The organism is Anaerobutyricum hallii DSM 3353 (assembly GCF_000173975.1).
GTDB classification, from domain to species: domain Bacteria; phylum Bacillota; class Clostridia; order Lachnospirales; family Lachnospiraceae; genus Anaerobutyricum; species Anaerobutyricum hallii.
Genome location: NZ_ACEP01000100.1, coordinates 24443 through 43205, shown reverse-complemented (window position 1 = coordinate 43205; position 18763 = coordinate 24443). Strand labels below are relative to the sequence as shown.

20 protein-coding genes and 9 tRNA genes are annotated in these 18763 nt (G+C 37.9%); 4 read left to right on the top strand and 25 right to left on the bottom strand.

All coding sequences use genetic code 11. The features are described 5' to 3' along the window. Positions 1-50 precede the first annotated feature (50 nt). From cobC to EUBHAL_RS09950, 5 genes are all read right to left on the bottom strand, one after another. Positions 51-665 (bottom strand): alpha-ribazole phosphatase, encoded by a 615-nt coding sequence (cobC, locus tag EUBHAL_RS09970; RefSeq protein WP_005348864.1) that lies wholly within the window; start codon positions 663-665, stop codon positions 51-53. A 268-nt stretch (positions 666-933) separates the two neighbouring features. Then, positions 934-1140: a cold-shock protein gene (locus EUBHAL_RS09965; RefSeq protein ID WP_022170308.1), complete on the bottom strand. Its 207-nt coding sequence runs from the start codon at positions 1138-1140 to the stop codon at positions 934-936. 220 nt (positions 1141-1360) lie between these two features. Beyond that, positions 1361-2476 carry a sporulation integral membrane protein YtvI gene (ytvI, locus tag EUBHAL_RS09960; RefSeq protein ID WP_167534403.1) on the bottom strand — a complete coding sequence of 372 codons (1116 nt, stop codon included), beginning with the start codon at positions 2474-2476 and terminating at the stop codon, positions 1361-1363. A 247-nt stretch (positions 2477-2723) separates the two neighbouring features. After that, a complete protein-coding gene (locus tag EUBHAL_RS09955) occupies positions 2724-3626 on the bottom strand; it encodes a DUF5688 family protein (protein ID WP_044922973.1) in 903 nt (300 codons plus the stop codon). A gap of 500 nt (positions 3627-4126) precedes the next feature. Beyond that, positions 4127-4609, bottom strand: coding sequence for a hypothetical protein (locus EUBHAL_RS09950; protein WP_005348853.1), 483 nt, complete (start codon positions 4607-4609; stop codon positions 4127-4129). A gap of 136 nt (positions 4610-4745) precedes the next feature. Between EUBHAL_RS09950 and EUBHAL_RS09945 the strand changes: the two genes are divergently transcribed. The 3 genes from EUBHAL_RS09945 (at position 4746) to EUBHAL_RS09935 (ending at position 6171) form a co-directional block, all read left to right on the top strand. Next, positions 4746-4946, top strand: a complete 201-nt coding sequence (locus tag EUBHAL_RS09945) for a DUF378 domain-containing protein (RefSeq protein ID WP_005348851.1) — start codon at positions 4746-4748, stop codon at positions 4944-4946. 362 nt (positions 4947-5308) lie between these two features. Further along, the gene (locus EUBHAL_RS09940) at positions 5309-5914 is read left to right on the top strand and encodes a ribonuclease domain-containing protein (RefSeq protein WP_005348848.1); all 606 of its coding nucleotides are present in this window, start codon (positions 5309-5311) and stop codon (positions 5912-5914) included. Beyond that, positions 5911-6171 carry a barstar family protein gene (locus tag EUBHAL_RS09935; RefSeq protein ID WP_005348847.1) on the top strand — a complete coding sequence of 87 codons (261 nt, stop codon included), beginning with the start codon at positions 5911-5913 and terminating at the stop codon, positions 6169-6171. The genes EUBHAL_RS09940 and EUBHAL_RS09935 overlap by 4 nt, the downstream gene beginning before the upstream one ends. On the opposite strand, the gene EUBHAL_RS09930 is transcribed toward EUBHAL_RS09935, so the two are convergent. From EUBHAL_RS09930 to EUBHAL_RS09870, 14 genes are all read right to left on the bottom strand, one after another. After that, the gene (locus EUBHAL_RS09930) at positions 6130-7278 is read right to left on the bottom strand and encodes an acyltransferase family protein (RefSeq protein WP_005348846.1); all 1149 of its coding nucleotides are present in this window, start codon (positions 7276-7278) and stop codon (positions 6130-6132) included. The genes EUBHAL_RS09935 and EUBHAL_RS09930 overlap by 42 nt on opposite strands. Positions 7279-7546: 268 nt before the next feature. Next, positions 7547-7626: transfer RNA gene (locus tag EUBHAL_RS09925), tRNA-Leu, on the bottom strand. Between the two features lie 44 nt (positions 7627-7670). Beyond that, positions 7671-7741, bottom strand: a tRNA-Gly gene (locus EUBHAL_RS09920). Positions 7742-7746: 5 nt separating this feature from the next. Further along, positions 7747-7821: transfer RNA gene (locus tag EUBHAL_RS09915), tRNA-Pro, on the bottom strand. A 55-nt stretch (positions 7822-7876) separates the two neighbouring features. Further along, a tRNA-Lys gene (locus tag EUBHAL_RS09910) sits at positions 7877-7949 on the bottom strand. A gap of 44 nt (positions 7950-7993) precedes the next feature. Then, positions 7994-8065: transfer RNA gene (locus EUBHAL_RS09905), tRNA-Gln, on the bottom strand. 6 nt (positions 8066-8071) lie between these two features. Next, positions 8072-8145 (bottom strand) — tRNA-His (locus tag EUBHAL_RS09900). Between the two features lie 23 nt (positions 8146-8168). Beyond that, a tRNA-Arg gene (locus tag EUBHAL_RS09895) sits at positions 8169-8242 on the bottom strand. A 49-nt stretch (positions 8243-8291) separates the two neighbouring features. After that, positions 8292-8362: transfer RNA gene (locus tag EUBHAL_RS09890), tRNA-Gly, on the bottom strand. A 5-nt stretch (positions 8363-8367) separates the two neighbouring features. Then, positions 8368-8442: transfer RNA gene (locus EUBHAL_RS09885), tRNA-Pro, on the bottom strand. A gap of 390 nt (positions 8443-8832) precedes the next feature. After that, positions 8833-9141: a hypothetical protein gene (locus tag EUBHAL_RS09880; protein WP_005348845.1), complete on the bottom strand. Its 309-nt coding sequence runs from the start codon at positions 9139-9141 to the stop codon at positions 8833-8835. A gap of 124 nt (positions 9142-9265) precedes the next feature. Further along, positions 9266-11482 (bottom strand): DNA helicase PcrA, encoded by a 2217-nt coding sequence (gene pcrA / locus EUBHAL_RS09875; protein WP_005348843.1) that lies wholly within the window; start codon positions 11480-11482, stop codon positions 9266-9268. Continuing rightward, positions 11469-11630: a DUF6783 domain-containing protein gene (locus EUBHAL_RS17275; RefSeq protein ID WP_372657388.1), complete on the bottom strand. Its 162-nt coding sequence runs from the start codon at positions 11628-11630 to the stop codon at positions 11469-11471. The genes pcrA and EUBHAL_RS17275 overlap by 14 nt, the downstream gene beginning before the upstream one ends. A gap of 52 nt (positions 11631-11682) precedes the next feature. Beyond that, the gene (locus tag EUBHAL_RS09870; RefSeq protein WP_005348841.1) at positions 11683-12705 is read right to left on the bottom strand and encodes an SPFH domain-containing protein; all 1023 of its coding nucleotides are present in this window, start codon (positions 12703-12705) and stop codon (positions 11683-11685) included. Positions 12706-12976: 271 nt separating this feature from the next. On the opposite strand from EUBHAL_RS09870, the gene EUBHAL_RS09865 reads away from it, so the two are divergent. Further along, the gene (locus tag EUBHAL_RS09865; protein ID WP_005348840.1) at positions 12977-13597 is read left to right on the top strand and encodes a DUF1836 domain-containing protein; all 621 of its coding nucleotides are present in this window, start codon (positions 12977-12979) and stop codon (positions 13595-13597) included. Between the two features lie 235 nt (positions 13598-13832). On the opposite strand, the gene EUBHAL_RS09860 is transcribed toward EUBHAL_RS09865, so the two are convergent. From EUBHAL_RS09860 to EUBHAL_RS09835, 6 genes are all read right to left on the bottom strand, one after another. Then, positions 13833-14126, bottom strand: a complete 294-nt coding sequence (locus EUBHAL_RS09860; RefSeq protein ID WP_005348838.1) for a YerC/YecD family TrpR-related protein — start codon at positions 14124-14126, stop codon at positions 13833-13835. A 109-nt stretch (positions 14127-14235) separates the two neighbouring features. After that, a complete protein-coding gene (locus tag EUBHAL_RS09855; RefSeq protein WP_005348836.1) occupies positions 14236-14961 on the bottom strand; it encodes a phosphatase in 726 nt (241 codons plus the stop codon). 272 nt (positions 14962-15233) lie between these two features. Next, on the bottom strand, positions 15234-16178 hold the full coding sequence (locus tag EUBHAL_RS09850) for an L-lactate dehydrogenase (RefSeq protein ID WP_005348834.1): 945 nt from the start codon (positions 16176-16178) through the stop codon (positions 15234-15236). A gap of 62 nt (positions 16179-16240) precedes the next feature. After that, positions 16241-16909 (bottom strand): TatD family nuclease-associated radical SAM protein, encoded by a 669-nt coding sequence (locus tag EUBHAL_RS09845; RefSeq protein WP_005348832.1) that lies wholly within the window; start codon positions 16907-16909, stop codon positions 16241-16243. Between the two features lie 2 nt (positions 16910-16911). Next, positions 16912-17733, bottom strand: coding sequence for a pyridoxamine kinase (locus tag EUBHAL_RS09840; protein WP_005348830.1), 822 nt, complete (start codon positions 17731-17733; stop codon positions 16912-16914). Positions 17734-17879: 146 nt separating this feature from the next. Next, positions 17880-18377 carry a metallophosphoesterase family protein gene (locus EUBHAL_RS09835; RefSeq protein ID WP_044922956.1) on the bottom strand — a complete coding sequence of 166 codons (498 nt, stop codon included), beginning with the start codon at positions 18375-18377 and terminating at the stop codon, positions 17880-17882. Between the last annotated feature and the right edge of the window lie 386 nt (positions 18378-18763).

Here is an 18763-nt window from a genome sequence, read left to right as displayed (position 1 = left end):
TAATTGCCTGATAATTATTGTACTATTTTACAAAAGCACTTCGTTATACTTTAAATATCTCTAGGAATATCCCTTACATTCAATTTCCGTATAATCGCGTAACCGTCTTCTAAATCCACTTCACTGTAACATCCCTGATCAAACACAAAATTCCAGTAACCTTCTGGTGGGAGTTTCAACATTGCTGCCAGCAAATGACCCAATGTTCCTTTATGTGCGGTAATCAGCATCTTTTCCGACTTATTCTCTTCCCCAGATGGAATATCTTTAAGAAAAGCTTCTACTCTTCTTCTTACATCAAGAAAGCTTTCCCCTTCTGGAATCCGATATGTAGAAAATTCTTTATTCCATTGTTCTAATTCCTGCGGATATTTTCCTTTAAGTTGCTTATAAGTAAGACCTTCAAAAATACCAAAATCCTGTTCCATCAGACGGCTGTCCCCGAAAATTTGCTGTTTTCTTTCTTCTATTATAATCTGTGCCGTATTATAGGCACGCACCAGGGGGCTTGCTACCACATAATCAAAAGAAACCTCTTTAAAAATATGCTGTAGATATTTTGCCTGCTCTATTCCCCTTACAGAAAGAACCGCATCTGTCTTTCCATAATAGCAGCCTTTTTCATTCAGCGCTGTCTCTCCATGCCTGACTAAATAAAGTTTCATTTTGCTTCCTCAATTCTATATTTCTATCTATTCACAACGTATATTTGCCTGTCACATCGTGCGTATATAAATGTAATGGCTTTTTAACACTTCTATTCATAACATATGTTCCACTATCTGCAAAAACTGTTTTTCATCAACATACCTATACACTATAACCCACAGCATCAACATGTTATCAATATATGCACATTTATTAATGCATACTATTATTATACGAAAAAAGCCGCTGCAAATCAATTCCTGCAGCGGCCGTGTCTTCTGTATCTTATCCCTGTAACTTCACTACATTCGAAGCCTGCGGGCCTTTCTCTCCCTGAACAATGTCAAACTCTACTTCATTCCCTTCTTCTAACGACTTAAAGCCCGGCATATTCAGTCCTGTATAATGTACAAAGATATCTTTGCCACTCTCATCCTGTATAAAGCCATACCCCTTCTGATTGTTAAACCACTTCACTGTTCCCTTAAACATCGGAATACCTCCATAATTAAAAATTCCTGCTTTCTTTCTCTCAGGACATCTCCATTTTAGCACAGCACTATATGCAAGTCAATATATTTTCTGATAATTATATATTTTAGACATTATTTTCTGATTTTTTATCCTATTTTGCAATTTTCGACTACATTTCACTTACGACCCCCTATTTTATAATTTCCGATTACGACTATCCCCATAACTTTCTTCACTTTTATAGCTTTGCATTGCTATCATCTTCACAATCAGCTCCACAATGCCGATATTCATACAAGAGCCGACTCATTCGCTTTATTTTACGATCAAACAGCCCCAGACGATACAGACTCAAGATAATCACACCTGCCAGCAGCGCGAGAATCATCCCCTTCATCCCATTCAACTTATAGCCAGTATAAATCAACACTAACGTTGCCATAGAATCAAGTCCCATGCTATCCGCTATCATCTTTGGCTGTAAAAACTGACGTGCTACCAGACAAACCACATAAAGGATAATAAGAAACATTGCCTGGCGATAATCCCTCTGTACAAAGCAGAACAACGTCCACGGAATCAATATCGTACCTGTTCCAAGAATAGGTAGCAAATCAACAAACGAAATTACTAAAGCAAGCAGTAATGCATACGGATTACCCATCAGGAAAAATCCTGCCAGCAAAATCACAAACACAATGCACATAATCTTAAACTGAGCAAGGAGAAATCCACCCAATGCTGCAATTACTTTATCTTTAATATCGCGAACTGTAGACTTCAAGTCTTCTGGAACAATTCTCCAGAATCCTTCCGTAAGCCGCTCTCTATCTGCAATGAAAAAGTATGCAGAAATAATCATAACAACAGTTCCAATAAAACCATTCGTCAAATCCGCTGCAGCAGACCCCATCATCTCAACTCCCTTTGGAGCAAACTTATTAATAATTCCACCCATCTGGCTTAAAAAGTCTGTAAAAAATCCCTGTATCTGCTTTCCAAAATCAGAAGAAATCGGCGAAACAATATTGGTAAGGCTATCTCCAAAAGACTTAATTGTTCTCTGCACATAAACATAGTATTCTGGCGCTCCTGAAAACAATCCCATCAGCTCCCGTCCAAGCTTTGTCACTGCCAGATAACCGATTCCCGCCAGTGCCAGCAAAACAAGTACAATGATTACCGCTGAAGACCATTTTTTGTTCAGCTTAATATGTTTCTCTAAAAAATTACACAGCGGTGTTGCCAGTAATGCCAGTATCCAGCTCGCTACAAAAGGCCAGAAAAATCCCATTAACTTTGGAATTCCTATAATCAACAGCACAGCTATGCCAAAAAATATAACTGTTTCCATAATTATATTAAATAATATCTTCCACTTTTTCATTCCAGACACCCGCTCTCTAGTAAAATATATAAATATAAGTATAGCACAGCCTTATGTATTTTCAATGAATTATACCTTTAAACAATTTCACGTTCTTTTCCCCTCGGAACAATCACACTTTGGGAGTATCTTTCATTTTTCCTCCACCGGAGCAGTTATACTTTTTAGACCATCTTTCATTTTTTCTTCACTAGAGCGTGTTTGAAAAATACTTTCAGACTATCTTTCGTTCCTTTCCTACCGGAACAATCTGATTTTTTCTTCTATTATAGTAATATACCGAATCCGATAAAATATCCCCCAGCGCAACAACAGTATTATTTGCATCTGACACCATTGTAAAAAGCGCAGACGGATCATCAATCTTATTCGACGGCACTAAGATTACCTCATGTATACTGCTTGGCAGAATATAAAAATCCGTTTTCTTTTCGAGGGCGAAAGACTCTAAAACATTATCATATAAAAGAACAGACGCCCCATTCACTTCCTGTTCATTCGTCATAATATACATCGGAATCGCAGACTCATCCAGCGAAATAGGAATCCCCGCCTGCGCTATCATTTCATCCATATCAATCATATGTACAGGAAATAGCCTTGGTGTATTCTCTCTTGCCGCCAGTAAGAGTTCATTCATTGAAATACCCCAGACCTGAAGTTCCTGATTCGTAACCAAAGCCGTGGAAATCCCGATATCATCGCTATGCGCCACCCACCGAAAAGTCAGTGCCAGATCATATAAGCGCAAATGAGGGCAATCCTCTAATATCTCCTTATTCTTCTCATAATTCACCAGACGGTATACAATTCTGTCTCTCACATACTCAAACTTCTCCAAATTAAAATGATAATCCGCCACCCTGGATATCTTCCACTCATATTCTTCCCGGATTCTTGTGATAATCTCCTCTAATGCTTCTCCCTTTAAATAATAAGAATAATATTCATCCAGATAAATCGTCGGAGAAATCTGTTCTTCCTCCCGCCTGATATACAGCCCACACAACTCAATTCCATTATTCTTCCTCACCACAGCCATCTCTATATCTGCATCTTCTCTCCATCCCTTCAAAACATTCTCCTTTATGTATGACTGAAATGCCTCAAATGTCATATTTTCTTCTCCTTTTCCATAATATTCTTTAATTTGTTTATTATGGAAATAATTGTAGCACATATTGTAATATTTTTCCAGTCTTTTTTTGTTTTATTTTTACAAAATAAGTATTTTTTTCTTTTCTCATTAGATATCTTCTCTATATCTCTGCCCGAAAATACTCAATCACATTTCATTCACTCCAAATCCCCATATGTCCAATATCTAAAGATTTTTTTCTTTACCAAACAAAATAAAACAAATTTACATACTCAAACTACCAACTTCTACACTAGAGCGTGTTTGAAAAATGCTCTAGCATAATCTTCCACACAACCTCACGATGAATCCTCAAATCCTCCCCACACCGAATATTAATCCCAGTCTCAGCCAAAGGCAAAAAAATCCCCCTCTAACCACCTCTAGACTTAGAGCCGCTGTTTCTCACCTCACATTCACAGCAACTAAAGCCATAGACACCGTTATAGGGGGCTTTTCATTTTCCTCTGTTAAGCCAATTAATATTCCATAATCTTATTATCTTTTGTATAGCGATATACTTTTCCCGTATCTTTATCTACATAATAATCTCCTGTCTTTTTGCCCCCTTCTGACTCATACACATGGAACTGATATCCTTCTGCTCCCGGATTACCACTGTCATAAGAAGTAAGATCCTGCGTTTCCTCCCGGAATTCATAGGACATATCTTCATTATCTGCTGTCAGTTTATCCATAAGATAATTTTTAGCATCTTCATACGTGTCAAATGTTCCTGCTCCTAAGTTATCCATTATTCCATCCGCATCTTCTTCTATATTATCTTCCGCATCTGTAGATTCCGTCGTTTTCTTATCTTTCGTCGTATTATCTGGATTTTCCACACTCCATCCGGTTGTTGCCTCCGCATTATCTTTTGAATTTTTCATTCCACAACCGGCAAGTGATAAAATTACCAGCGCCGCCAACAACATTGCTACATAAGTTTTTTGTTTTTTCATGACAAAACTCCTTCCATTGATTTTAAAAGTATTATCTGCATTTTTTCAAAAAATATAATTTTTTCTTTCCCTTTTCATAAATTTATAGAAAACGGTTATACTGATAAAACCAAACGCAGAAAGGAGTTTATTTATTATGAAATGGATTGACTATACCGCACTGACTCTGGCTATTATCGGAGCTATTGTATGGGGATTGATTGGGATATTCCAGTTTAATCTTGTCTCCTTCTTTTTTGGAGAAAATAGCTGGTTTTCCAGACTCATTTATGACCTCGTCGGCTTATCCGGTTTATATTTACTTACCTTGTTTGGCCGAATCGGACGCGATATGTAAGCATATGTATTTTGTTCCCTCTATTTTATACTCTGACAATATTTATATTTTAGGGTGTGTTTAAAAGAATCATTCCTGTAATCTACAGATTCTGACAAAACAGGCAGCAAAGAAGTGCAAATTTGTGTAAACGAATTTCTTTACAACTTCTTTACTGCCTCTTTTCTTTTTGATATACTAAATTCAATCATAACACAAAAATATACTCTCGAAATCTTTTTGTGCTTGATTTTGTGAGAAGATTTTTTGTCAGTTGTGTCCAAATTTTTGAGGTATACGCGGTGCGGCTGGCGGAAAATCAGCCACAAAAGCAAGTGCAAGAAAGACTCCGAGAGTACATAAAATAACACGGGAGGAATTTTATGAACTTAAAAAAGAAATTATGGCGATTGTTATCTGTTCTTTCTACTTTATTACTCGTCATTCTTCCAATTTCCGGATGTGACTATTTTTTCAGCGCGGAAAGTAACACCGAGACAGGGACTTACACTACCCTTTCAGAAACTACAGACTACACCTCCGATTCTGCCACTGAACAGAATAAGACGAGTAACATAGAAAGTGGAAATACATCTACGACCGAGAAAAAACAGATTGACGAAACTGACGGTTATCTTGATAAAGATGGCAGCTACACTTCCAAAGAAGATATCATGAATTATCTCATCGAATACGGACAGCTTCCAAATAATTTTATTACAAAAAAGGAAGCCAAGAAACTTGGATGGTCCGGAGGCAGTTTAGAACCTTACGCCCCAGGCAAATGTATTGGCGGAGATTATTTTGGCAACTATGAAAAAGTTCTCCCTGTTGTTTCCGGCAGAACTTACCACGAATGTGATATTGATACACTCAACGCCAAAAGCCGTGGTGCCAAACGAATCATTTACTCTGATGACGGGCAGATTTACTACACAGACAATCACTATAAATCTTTCACTTTACTTTATGGGGATGATGTACAATGATAATTACAATCGATGGTTTAGCCATGAAAAAGAAAGAAGATTTTTATCAGAACATAAAAGAGGAACTTGATGTTCCTGAATATTTTGGAAATAATCTGGATGCCCTATATGATTTTTTAACAGAGCAGCCAGACATTTTACAGATGAAGTTTCTTCATTATAATATGATGCAAAGCCAGCTTGGCAGATCTTTTTGCCAACAACTTCTAAAAGTATTACAGGATGCCGACATCCTCACCATAATAGATGAGTATTAGGACAATCGTAATAAATTCTAATACAGGGAGCACCGTAAGGGTGCTCTCCTTCCACTTATAAAAGTTTATACTTAATTTTTCTATTCCAGCGAGAATAATATTTTCCCCATTTTTAAGCAGGGTAAGCGGTGCAGAAAAAACTTCTGCCGACAACACAAACGGAAGAATGATTGCCATCGCAAGATAAATCCATACCCACCCCGATGGAACATTTTTTATCAGGTTCCCTGTTATGCCTGAAAAAGTAAGCACATATAAAATCAGGCGATGCCAGAAATATATTTGCAGTGTTCTTGCTCCAACTTTCCCTACTACTGGCACTTTACAGTTCGGTATCAGACTTATAATTGCAATTCCCATCAAAAATGCAATTACATAAAACATAAGCCTATGTACTGCTCCACAACTTTCTACATTAATAAGCGAGTAAGCATTTCTTCCCGTAAAAAGCCGAATATACGAATAGTTATCTTCAATCTTTGCTAATGTATATAAAATCATATCTGTAAGAAAAATTGCTGACAGACACTTTATCCAGGTTTTGTTTAACACTTCCTGCAGCTTCTTTATATCCAGACAATATCCTGTATAATAGAATGGGAAAAATACAATAATTCTTGAAAGATACAGGAAACTTCCTATATTTTCATCATATCCGGCAAGGCATGCCGCCAAAATACTTATCGGCAACACAAACCATAACGGAAGTTCTTTAATCAGATACGCAATAACCATAAATGCAGCCATCGCAAACATATACCACGGAATCCCCGTATCTTCAAACCACTGAAAAACTGCTTTCTGATGGAACAAAATTTTAATTCCATAAATGCAAACCTTCAGTGCATATCCTATCATAATATAATATAACGGTTTGTCCCATTGAAACTTACATCGCTGTGACCATCTTTTTTGTAATAATCCGGACAAAAAAATAAAAAGCGGCATATGGAAAGAATATATAAAAAGAGAAAGACTCTTCATTGTATTCGATATCGGGGCATATTGATTTACAAAATGTCCAATAACAACCATAACAATTAAAAAACACTTCAGATTGTCCCACTTATAAATGCGCTTTGTGCTTTTTTTCACTGCTTCACTCATCTTAATACCTCTTTGTATCAAATATTTGCATCTGATTATAGCACCTGATTTCAAATTTTTCTATAGTAAAATTTAACACTTTAGAAACCTTTTTGTAACATTTATTTTGGCATTTTGCTTAGATAAATAAGAATTTGCCGCAGGCAAAACAGATACTCTCAAAGAGAGCACATACTCTATATTTGTGTTCTGGGAGCTGCAAGACTATAATAAAAAATATTAGAAAAGCCTAATAACCGCTATATCAGTAGTCATTAGGCTTTTGTCATGCGGATAACAGGAATCGAACCTGCACTCCGAAGAACTAGATCCTAAGTCTAGCGCGTCTGCCAGTTCCGCCATATCCGCATATCCTGTAATTCAATTATCTTTTTTCACAAGCGAAAAAAGAAAGCGGGTGATGGGAATCGAACCCACGTATCTAGCTTGGAAGGCTAGTGTTCTACCATTGAACTACACCCGCAAATATCGGGGTGACAGGATTCGAACCTGCGGCCTCTTGATCCCAAATCAAGCGCTCTAGCCAAGCTGAGCCACACCCCGGTATACTATATAATATTTTTCGAAATCAAAAACCGCTATAGCAACGATTTTCGAATGAGACATCGGGGATTCGAACCCCGGACAACTTGATTAAAAGTCAAGTGCTCTACCAACTGAGCTAATATCCCATATCAAATTATTGATGAGCCAGCTTTTCGAATCACTGGTCCTACTGGACTAGCTGGATTCGAACCAGCGAATGCAGGAGTCAAAGTCCTGTGCCTTACCGCTTGGCGATAGCCCATTATAAGGTGGGTAGAGGGATTCGAACCCTCGGCCTCCAGAGCCACAATCTGGCGCGCTAACCAACTGCGCCACACCCACCATAGCCAGGACAACCTGACAAACGTGCCCGAAGGGATTCGAACCCCCGACCCACGGCTTAGAAGGCCGTTGCTCTATCCAGCTGAGCTACGGACACGCATAAATAGTTAGATACAATATATAATTGTAAATTCCACTTTCGCAGAAGCGGGTGATGGGAATCGAACCCACGTATCTAGCTTGGAAGGCTAGTGTTCTACCATTGAACTACACCCGCAAGTATCGGGGTGACAGGATTCGAACCTGCGGCCTCTTGATCCCAAATCAAGCGCTCTAGCCAAGCTGAGCCACACCCCGATATATTGTTTTCTTTGTCTTTGCTACTCTCTCGCGCTGACAATATGCATTATATACCACACCAAAGAAAATGTCAACAGTTTTTTTCAACTTTTTTTAATTTTTTTAATAATATATTTTTTTCAGACAATTAATTCAACTAACCGCTTATTTTATGACATTTTAAAATTTGTCTTTTTTCAATCTCTCTCATGAAATATTTCTGCAAAATAGTTTTCCAACAACCTTTCTCATTGCTTACAAGCTGACTGGAGTGTGTTAAAGGTAGTTAATTTCCACCTGTGATTAATTTCTGCCCGTGACAAAAGCAGAATTTATTTATAAAAAATAAAATAACCGACGTAACTTTAAGCTGTCACGCCGGCCACTTACTCTGAATCAATCTGATTCCTATTTTTCTTCTGTTGCTTCTTCAGATTTTTTCTCTTCTTCTGTTTTGGCAGCTTCTTCCTCTGCTGTTTCTTCTACTTCATCATCTTCATCAAAAAAATCATCATCGAAATCGTCATAGTCATCATCAATATCTTCTAAATAATCTGGAGAAAGATATTTGTAAACTACCGCTGCGATTCCTGCGACTGCTGCAACTGCTCCGATAATTGCCAGAACCCATAAAACTTTTTTGGATTCATCTTTTTTATCATTGCTCATTAATTCTGATAACTTTGCAACACCGAGTAATTCATCAATATTCTTCATTGTGCAATCCTCCTTATTAATTTTGTCTTTAGTATATCACGAGACGGAGAACTTTACCAATAAAATATTTTTTAAATACCAATTTGCCGCAGGCAGCGGGCTGTCTTCCCTGCCTACGGGCAAATTATTTTACCTTTTTAAGTTTTGCGAAAGAAGCAAACATCTTCTTCCTTCCGACTCTGTCAAACTCCACCGCTACTTCAAAGTCTCTGCCGCCTTTTGTGATTTCCTGTACGGTTCCCACGCCAAATTTGATATGTTTTACGCGGTCACCTACCTGATAGTCTAATTCTCCTACTGGTTTTACTTTAAAGTCGCTTAAATTATATGGTTTGCCCGCTTTGGCTCCATACTGGTATTTTGCAGGACGTTCTGTGTTCTTGACAACACGCTGTTCGGAAACACGCTGTTCTGTATCAAGATACTGTCCTGGGATTTCATCGATAAAGCGGGAACGGCGGTTGTACTGTGTCTGGCCTCGAAGCATTCTGCGTTTTGCTGCACTTAAGAATAATCTTTCTTTTGCTCTGGTGATGCCTACATAACAAAGCCGACGCTCTTCTTCTATTTCAGATTCGTCTCCTGACATCATGGCTCCAAAGCCTGGAAAAACTCCTTCTTCCATTCCGCCGAGAAAAACATTATTAAATTCCAATCCTTTTGCATTATGAAGGGTCATTAAAAGTACTTTATTATTTTCATCTTCCAAGTTATCAATTCCTGCATTTAAGGTATACATATCTTTTTCTGCGAGGAAATCACGAAGGTTCGGATTCTCCTCCTCTTCTTCATAATAGGCAATGTCATTGAAAAGTTCTTCGATATCTTCCAGTCTGCTTATTGATTCATCTGTCCCCTCTGCTTCTAATTCTGCTCTGTACTGTGTCACGTCAAGGATATGCTCTAAAAGCTCACTGATTTCATGCTCGCTGGCATATTCGCGGAATTCTTCTATCATATCTGCAAATTTATGAAGCTTTGCGAGTGCACGTGTCACTTCTGGAATTTCATCTGCATTAAATACTGCATCTAAGAAACTCATCTGATTCAAAATTGCAAATTCCTGCAGACGGTTAATCGTTGTCTGTCCAATGCCTCGTTTTGGCACATTTATAATTCTTTTCACAGAGAGGTCATCCATTCCACTATCTACTACTTTTAAGTAGCTCATCAGGTCTTTGATTTCTTTTCTATCATAGAAACTGATACCACGCACAATTGCATATGGAATATTTTTCTGCTTTAACTTTTCCTCAAAAATACGGGACTGGGCGTTTGTTCTATATAAAATAGCCATATCTTTATACTGTACTCCCCGCATCGCAAGGAAATTAATCCTTGATACCACACCGTCTGCTTCGTCGTATTCAGTATCATACTGCTTAAAATGAACCAGCTCTCCTTTTTGATTCTCTGTCCACAGCTTCTTTTCTTTTCTTCCTTTATTGTTCGCTATCACACCATTAGCTGCATTTAAAATATTCTGCGTAGAACGGTAATTCTGCTCTAAACGAATAACCTGTGCATCCGGAAATACTTTTTCAAAGTTTAAAATATTATAAATATTCGCTCCTCTGAACTTGTAAATGGACTGGTCATCATCCCCGACAACACAAAGATTTCTGTATTTTTTGGCGAGAAGACTTACTAACAGGAACTGTACCGTATTGGTATCCTGATACTCATCCACCATGATATACTGGAATCTGTCCTGATAATGCTCTAACACATCTGGATTGGTCTGAAATAAATCTACCATTTTTACAAGCAAATCATCAAAATCCAATGCATTATTCTCTTTGAGGCGTTTCTGATAATGCTCATAAATATCTGCAATCCTCTGATTACGGAAATTGCTTCCATATTCATTCCGATAGTCAAGCGGGGACTTGTATTCATTTTTTGCAGAAGAAATCTCAGACATGACCGAGCGTTCCAGAAACTGCTTTGTATCAATCTTCATCTCTTTTAAAACTTCCTTCATCAGAGACTTCTGATCGCTCGCATCGTAAATCGTAAAGTTTCTATCATACCCTAATAAGTCGATATGTCTTCGTAAAATACGGCTGCAAGTCGCATGGAACGTACTAATCCAAATATCTTCGGAACCGTAGCCTACTAATGCATCTACTCTTTCCCTCATCTCCTGCGCTGCTTTATTGGTAAAAGTAATCGCCAAAATGTTCCACGGTGCGACTCCTTTTTCTTCTATTAAATATGCGATGCGGTGTGTCAGAGATCTGGTCTTTCCTGAACCCGCTCCCGCAAGCATTAAAAGGGGGCCTTCTGTACAAAATACCGCCTCTCTTTGTTCATTATTTAAAGTATCATAAATACTCATTATTCAACCTTTCCAAACTAAAGCGTGTTTGAAAAATACTTTCAGCAAGATGTACGTCACAATTTACAGACGATTCCACCCAAATAAAGGCGAAATATATACAGTAAAATGATGCGTGCAATAAGTTGCTTTCTAATTTTTCAAACACGCTCTGGCTATAAATCAAATTCTGTAATTAATTAAAATGTCTAAAACACGCTCTATACTAACTTCTGGCCACAATTCGGACAGAACTTGCTTCCCTCTGTCTTCTGACCACAGTTTGGACAGAAGTTCGGTATTGTACCAGAAGCCTGTCCTGCCGCCTGATTCTGTGGTGCCGGAGCTGCATTCTGTACCTGTCCCTGCATATTCTGATTATTTTGCTGCATGGCACTTTGCATCTGGTTCACCATCTGCTGCCCCATCATCATTCCCATCTGCATGGAGGCCATATCTGTTGCCATATTATTGCCGCCGCCATTATTGCTTGTATTCGTCATGGCATCAATCATCGCCATCTGCTGGTATCTTCCCATATCGCCAACCATACTCTGACTTGCTACCTTCGTTACCATCTTCTGTACTTCTTCTGGATAACTTACAGAATCAATCTGGAAACTGGTTGCAGCAAGACCAATCTTCTGCATCTCTGTATTCAGTTCTCCTAAGATTCCCTGAGAAATCTCCACTGCATTTGCCTGAATGTTAAACATATCCTTTCCCTCGCGGACAATCCAGCGAAGAAGAAGCTGGTTAAGCATGGATAATACACGTTCTCTTACTTCATCGGTTGTATACTGCTTCTTGACACCAGCCACCTTGTCAATAAGCATCTGATAATCTCCTACCTTAAACTGGAATGTTCCGTTCGCACGAATCGGCATTCCCCCTGGCAGAGCCTCTGTCGGCAGATTCACAGCCTGTTTCGTTCCCCACTTCATCGTAAATTCCTTCGTATTGATGAAAATGACTTCCGCACGAATTCCACTGTTAAATCCAAACTTAAATCCCTTTAGTGTAGAGAGGAATGGAATGATATCTGATTCTATATCATAATTTCCTTCTTTTTCAAAAACACCTTCTGTAACACCATTGTATAAAAAAATAGCGTCCTGGCCCGGACGGATAATCAAACGGGAGCCCTTTTTAATCTCACTGTTATTCCATTTATAGAAAATAACGTCATCTCTGTATTCTTCCCATTCTACTACATTGGCAAGCTGACTTTTGAATAATCCCATAATAAACCTCCTTGCACTTATGTACAATCTGATTCGAAAGTACATCTCTATTATATATTTTATATCCGCTGTCAAATGACAGATATATATTTTTATTATACCTTACTTTCCCATTCTTGTCACTTATGAGATAGATTTTATTTTTCCTGATATTTTCCCTTGCTATATAGTAATAAAAACTATATAATATAGTTACATAAACATTTGTATATATACTTCAGAGCATGTTTAAAAATACTCTGGAGCACATCAAATATATGGAGGTACCATTTTGGATAATTATAAAGACTGGCTGTACGCCTTATTAAAAACAGAACCGATTCCTCCGGAAGACATTCCAGACATCGGATTATATATGGATCAGGTAACAACATTAATGGATACCAGATTAGCTGCTTCTAAGAGATATCCTGACGATAAGATTCTGACAAAAACAATGATCAATAACTACACGAAGAATCATCTGCTCCCCCCTTCTGACAAGAAGAAATATTCCAGAGAACACGTCTTTCTTCTCATTATGATTTATTATCTAAAGAGCATGTTATCAATTTCAGATATCCAGAGCCTGTTAGAACCTCTCTCCGAGAAGTATTTTCCAAAGAATGAGGAAAATGGTCTGACCCTCTCTGATATTTACCAGAAAATCATTGACGATAACACCGCTAATGAAGAATACATTTCAGAAGACATTATAAAAACATGGGAACGAACTCGTAATTCTTTTGCAGAGCATTCGCCTTCCACCGAAGAATCAGAATATCTTGATGATTTTTCTTTTATCTACCAGCTTGGATATGATATTTATATCCGAAAACAGATTATCGAAAAACTCATTGATAAGAGAAGAGAAGAAAATCCTCCTAAGAAGAAAGGGTCGAAAAAGAAATAGCACTATCCTCCTAAAAATAATCCATATCTGCGGCCTCGGAGCTGCGATTATACAACATTGGTAACAGTATCTCATTAAAATACTTGATTTTGCGACTTTGTGTTTTTTACGACGGAGTCAAAATCAATTATTTTAATGAGATACTGTTTGCAGATACCTATTCGCAGCGACTAAAGTCACAGATATGAATTATTTTGCTTGCAGGATTCGTCTGTCTTCCGCCAAACACTCTCAGCTATTTATCCTCCTCCATACGTCCCAGCACCAATTGATACCCGTCTGTTCCATAGTTCAGGCAGCGATTTACTCTGCTGATTGTCGCAGTAGAGGCTCCTGTTGCTTCGGCTACTTCGTTATAAGTCTTATGATTGCGAAGCATGTTGGCTACTTCAAAGCGCTGTCCTAAGGATAATAGTTCATTGACTGTGCATAAATCTTCAAAGAAAGCATAACATTCGTCTACGGACTGCAGCTTTAAAATGCCTTCCATTAACTTTTTAGTTTCTTCGTTATGTACACTTTTCCCCATAAGTTTCACCTCTTCCTTTAAAACTTTTATTGTCTTAATTGACTTTTCTGTAATTATTTTTCCTCGTAATTACATTTCGTTTTCCATAATTATTTTAATTTTTTCGCACTTATTTTTCCTCATATTTTCGGTGAATGTATTCTTTAAATACATCGACAGAACGGTTTACAATCAATTCTTCTGGAAAATCAATTTCTTTTATGAGTTTTTCTGAAAAATCTCTTCTTGCTACATCGCAAAATACGTGGGAATCACTGTTCATGATAACTGGCTGTTTATATTCCTTACACAGCTCTAACATTGCAATCAAATTCTCTCTGGTGTGTTTTCTGGAACCGGCAGGGTTTAAAGAGTTGTTATTTACTTCAAGAAGTGTGTTCGTTTCCTTTGCTGCTTCCACGATTGGTTCATATTCAAGAGGATAGATTCCATCATCCGGATGTCCGATAATATCTACTAACGGATTATGAACTGCTCCTAAAACCGCCTGTGTATTCTCTTTTCTTGTTCCTGGCTGGATACAAACACTGTGCAGGCTTGCGATTTTAAGGTCTAACTGCTTTAATACACGGGTATCTAAATCTATATGTCCGTCATAATCTAAAATATTAAGTTCTGCACCAAGCATTAATTCGATACCGCACATTGTTCTTGGAACTACCTTTAAGTTATGAAAATACATTGCGTGGCAGGTACCCGGCATCATTGGTGCATGTTCTGTAATTCCAAGTAATTTTAATCCTTTATCAAACCCTGCCTTTGCCATCTCCATGATGGTGTTATATGCATGGCCGCTGGCAATTGTGTGGGTATGTACATCTAATAAATAGTCCATTTTGCCTCCATTTTATTATCATGTACTCTCGGAGTCTTTCTTGCGCTTGCTTTTGTGGCTGATTTTCCGCCAGCTGCACCCAATTTTCAACAACGTATGCCTCAAAAATTCGGGCACAACTGACAAAAATCTTCTCACAAAATCAAGCACAAAAAGATTCCGAGAATACAGTATCTTGACAGGTTCCCGAAAAACCGGGAACCTCACTCATACATTAACGTAATAAATCATCACAGTTTCATAGTATATCATATTTTCAAAAATTTTTATAGTCAAATTTCCCGATATGTGTTTTCTAACGTTTCACAGGAAGAATGCAGCCGTTGTTTTTCCTCACTTCCTAATGGAAGTTCTACAATCCGCTGGATTCCCATTCGGTTTACAACACATGGAATTCCGATATAAATTCCATTTTCCCCGTATTCTCCCTGCAAATGTGCAGATACGGTAAGAACACTGTATTCATTTCCAAAAATTGCTTTTGTAATCCGTGCCATTGCCATACCGATTCCATAATACGTTGCCTTTTTGGCCTCGATAATTTTATAGGCTGCCATACGTACTTCTTCCTCTAATTCAAGGAGTTCCTGAAAATGACACCCTTCTGTCTCCCCACACAAATCAAAAATGGGCTTAGTAGTCATCATCGCCTGGCTCCACGGAACAAATTCGCTATCTCCGTGTTCTCCCATAACGTAAGCATGCATATTTCTTGGGTCTATCATAAACTTTTCTCCAAGAAGATATCGAAGTCTTGCCGTGTCAAGTGCTGTTCCTGTACCAATCACTTTTTCTGGCGGGAAATCACTGATTTCATATACAATCCTTGTCATAATATCTACCGGATTTGTTGCAACAAGAAAAATGCCGTGAAATCCATTTTCCAGTACAGATTGAAGAATTGTCTCAAATATTTTCCTGTTTTCCTTTAATAAATCAAGCCTGTTCTGCCCTTCTTTTTGCGGAAGGCCTGCTGTCAGCACAACAAGATCTGCATTGCAGCAATCTGTATATTCTCCCGCATAGATTTCCATATTTCCACCGCTAAATGCTACCCCGTGGTTTAAGTCCATCGCCTCGCCCTCAGCTCTTTTTTTATTAATATCAATAAGGACAAGCTCATCACATAAATTCTGGTTTAACAGTGCATAGGCATAGCTCATTCCCACCATTCCAGTTCCAATAAGAACTATCTTTCTTTTATCTGCTTTTTCCATAAAAAAATACCTCCTTACCGGAGGTATTCTCTGCTGTTTTTAAGGAAAATATACAAAACTTTTTAATTTGCCTCATAAGGACGTACACGGAGATGAAGTCCATGTGTATCACACACTTTCTGGCAGGCTGCGACTTCTTCCTCGCCAATCACATCAACAACGGTCATTACTACATTTGGCACATAACGCTGACAGGCCTTTGCAAAGCTGAGCATTGCATCGTAAGAAGCGAGTCCAAAGCGGTTTCTCGTCACATCAAGATACTTCTGTGCAGTAGAAGAATTTAAGCTGATGGAAACAGTATCAAAAATTCCGGCAAGGCGACTTGCAGTCGGCTCACCAAAGACTAAATCAGACAGACCATTGGTATTAATACGCAGAGGAATATCTGGATGGATGCTCTTTAACCACTGTCCTACTTCTACTACATCATTAAAACGCATCGTAGGCTCACCGAAACCACAGAAAATAATCTCTGCAACTTTAGACCAGTCATACTTGGAAAATAATTCTTTTACTAATTCTACAGAAGGTTCTTCCTTAAGCCACAAGCTGTTATGCTCGTTAAATTCCTTTAAACTTCTTAAACAAAATGTACAGGAACAGGAGCATCTGTTTGTCATGTTAATATAAATCTTATTCGGAAATCCGTTCTCCCCAAGATCAGATAAATCCTCTTTAAAGTCCTCTAAGTTATAGTAAACACCATTTTTCACTGTATATAAAATCATCGCTAAATCTCCTCTAAATATTCTTCAAAACATATTCCGTAGTTCCACGGCAGTTCCATCTGTGCCGTATAAGCAATCGCTTTATCAAGAAATGTGACTGCTCTTTTTACTGCTGTTTTAAAATCCTGTCCCTGAATCAAAGCCCCTGTTACAATAGAAGAAAATACATCGCCTGTTCCCGAACGGTCTCCGCCGATTTTTCTTGTTGATAATAATTCTGAAGTCTTATTTTTCTCAAAAATATAATTAAATATCAAATCACCTTGCTGTAAGCCTGTGATCACAATTCTACTTGGCCCCATATCGCTTAAAGCCTCACAAATCGCTACAAGTCCCTCTTCTGACAAATCTACTTTGTGATAATCCAAATCAAGAATGCGACAGGCTTCCGTAAGATTCGGGGTAAGCACATCCGCATATGGGAGAAGTTTTTTCATTTCCTGGCACATATCATCTGTATAAGATGAATAAAGCTTTCCGTAATCTCCCATAACCGGATCAACAACCGCTAATGTATTCTCCTTTTTAAACCGTTTAAAAAATTCAATAACAAGCCCTATCTGTTCTTTCGACCCGATAAAGCCCGTTGTAATTCCATCAAATTCAATACCTGTCTCTTCCCAGCTATTCATATATGTCCTAAGATATGGTGTATAATCCTGTAAAAAATAGTTTGGAAATCCCGTGTGTACAGACAGGATTGCTGTCGGCATCACGCAGCACTGTATCTTCATCGCGGAAATGATTGGCTGTGCCACAGCAGCAGAACATCTGCCAAATCCGGTCACATCATTAATTACCGCTACTCTTTTCTGTCGTTTCATATTGCCTCCAAATCTTTATTATACTTGTTATTCTTTTCTCTTTCTCAATCATATTTTTCAAAAAAATATACTAACAAGTTCTGAAATACTTCCCACAAAATATTTCTTATAAAATATCATTTATAAAATATTTACTGTGAAACTTTCTATAACGTATATAATTCCGGGGTTAATCTCCCGTCATCCGCTAAATCTATAATTAAAAATGTAGGTCCTGCCGGTGTCATCTGTCTTGGCAGTGCAATACTTCCCGGATTAAATACAGTCACGCCCTCTTTTTCATAGTAATGAAAAGCCGGACAATGTGTGTGTCCATAAAAAACAACATCCGCTCCCATCTCCTGAGCCTTACTTACAAGTTCTTCTTCTCCCCAGCTCACACCATAGGCATCCCCATGCGTTACAAATGCAACATGATCGCCAAGTTCAAAAATATCTTCTTTATCCCGGCTAAAATTATAATCACAATTGCCTTCTGCCATATAAACCGGACATCCTGCCAATTCCTCTAACATTTCCGGCGGAATCTCCATATCTCCGCAATGAATGAGAGCCTCAATCTTTCCACGGAATCTTTCAATCACATACTCAAGATTCGACATATTTCCATGATTATCACTAACCACTAAATACTTCTGTCCCATACTCGCCATCCTTCCCTCTACTCTTGCTTATTCCTGTTATTTATTCACTTTACTTATTCATTTTCTTTCTATATTATATAATTCATTTTCATTAAAGCGAATTAAATGATACCACATCCCTCGCCACCTTTCAACGGAAATGTACAAATTAGGTACTGTTTATGCATAATCCCACTTGATTTCGTAAAGAAAAGAAACTATACTATTTTAAAGACAAATGAAAATATGTACTTTCTGAATCTTCTTGTGCTTGATTTTGTAAGAAGATTTTTTATTAGTTTTGTTCATTTTTTGAGCTATACAGGATGCCTGCATTAATGCATCCGAATATAACTAATTAAGAATACACCAAAAAATCAAATCCAGAAAATGATTCAGGGAATACA

Bases quoted from the DNA above. Each gene is read 5' to 3' on its own strand.
- cobC (WP_005348864.1), bottom strand. From the start codon at position 665: ATGAAACTTTATTTAGTCAGGCATGGAGAGACAGCGCTGAATGAAAAA.
- EUBHAL_RS09965 (WP_022170308.1), bottom strand. From the start codon at position 1,140: ATGTTTAAGGGAACAGTGAAGTGGTTTAACAATCAGAAGGGGTATGGC.
- ytvI (WP_167534403.1), bottom strand. From the start codon at position 2,476: ATGGAAACAGTTATATTTTTTGGCATAGCTGTGCTGTTGATTATAGGA.
- EUBHAL_RS09955 (WP_044922973.1), bottom strand. From the start codon at position 3,626: ATGACATTTGAGGCATTTCAGTCATACATAAAGGAGAATGTTTTGAAG.
- EUBHAL_RS09950 (WP_005348853.1), bottom strand. From the start codon at position 4,609: ATGAAAAAACAAAAAACTTATGTAGCAATGTTGTTGGCGGCGCTGGTA.
- EUBHAL_RS09945 (WP_005348851.1), top strand. From the start codon at position 4,746: ATGAAATGGATTGACTATACCGCACTGACTCTGGCTATTATCGGAGCT.
- EUBHAL_RS09940 (WP_005348848.1), top strand. From the start codon at position 5,309: ATGAACTTAAAAAAGAAATTATGGCGATTGTTATCTGTTCTTTCTACT.
- EUBHAL_RS09935 (WP_005348847.1), top strand. From the start codon at position 5,911: ATGATAATTACAATCGATGGTTTAGCCATGAAAAAGAAAGAAGATTTT.
- EUBHAL_RS09930 (WP_005348846.1), bottom strand. From the start codon at position 7,278: ATGAGTGAAGCAGTGAAAAAAAGCACAAAGCGCATTTATAAGTGGGAC.
- EUBHAL_RS09880 (WP_005348845.1), bottom strand. From the start codon at position 9,141: ATGAAGAATATTGATGAATTACTCGGTGTTGCAAAGTTATCAGAATTA.
- pcrA (WP_005348843.1), bottom strand. From the start codon at position 11,482: ATGAGTATTTATGATACTTTAAATAATGAACAAAGAGAGGCGGTATTT.
- EUBHAL_RS09870 (WP_005348841.1), bottom strand. From the start codon at position 12,705: ATGGGATTATTCAAAAGTCAGCTTGCCAATGTAGTAGAATGGGAAGAA.
- EUBHAL_RS09860 (WP_005348838.1), bottom strand. From the start codon at position 14,126: ATGGGGAAAAGTGTACATAACGAAGAAACTAAAAAGTTAATGGAAGGC.
- EUBHAL_RS09855 (WP_005348836.1), bottom strand. From the start codon at position 14,961: ATGGACTATTTATTAGATGTACATACCCACACAATTGCCAGCGGCCAT.
- EUBHAL_RS09850 (WP_005348834.1), bottom strand. From the start codon at position 16,178: ATGGAAAAAGCAGATAAAAGAAAGATAGTTCTTATTGGAACTGGAATG.
- EUBHAL_RS09845 (WP_005348832.1), bottom strand. From the start codon at position 16,909: ATGATTTTATATACAGTGAAAAATGGTGTTTACTATAACTTAGAGGAC.
- EUBHAL_RS09840 (WP_005348830.1), bottom strand. From the start codon at position 17,733: ATGAAACGACAGAAAAGAGTAGCGGTAATTAATGATGTGACCGGATTT.
- EUBHAL_RS09835 (WP_044922956.1), bottom strand. From the start codon at position 18,377: ATGGGACAGAAGTATTTAGTGGTTAGTGATAATCATGGAAATATGTCG.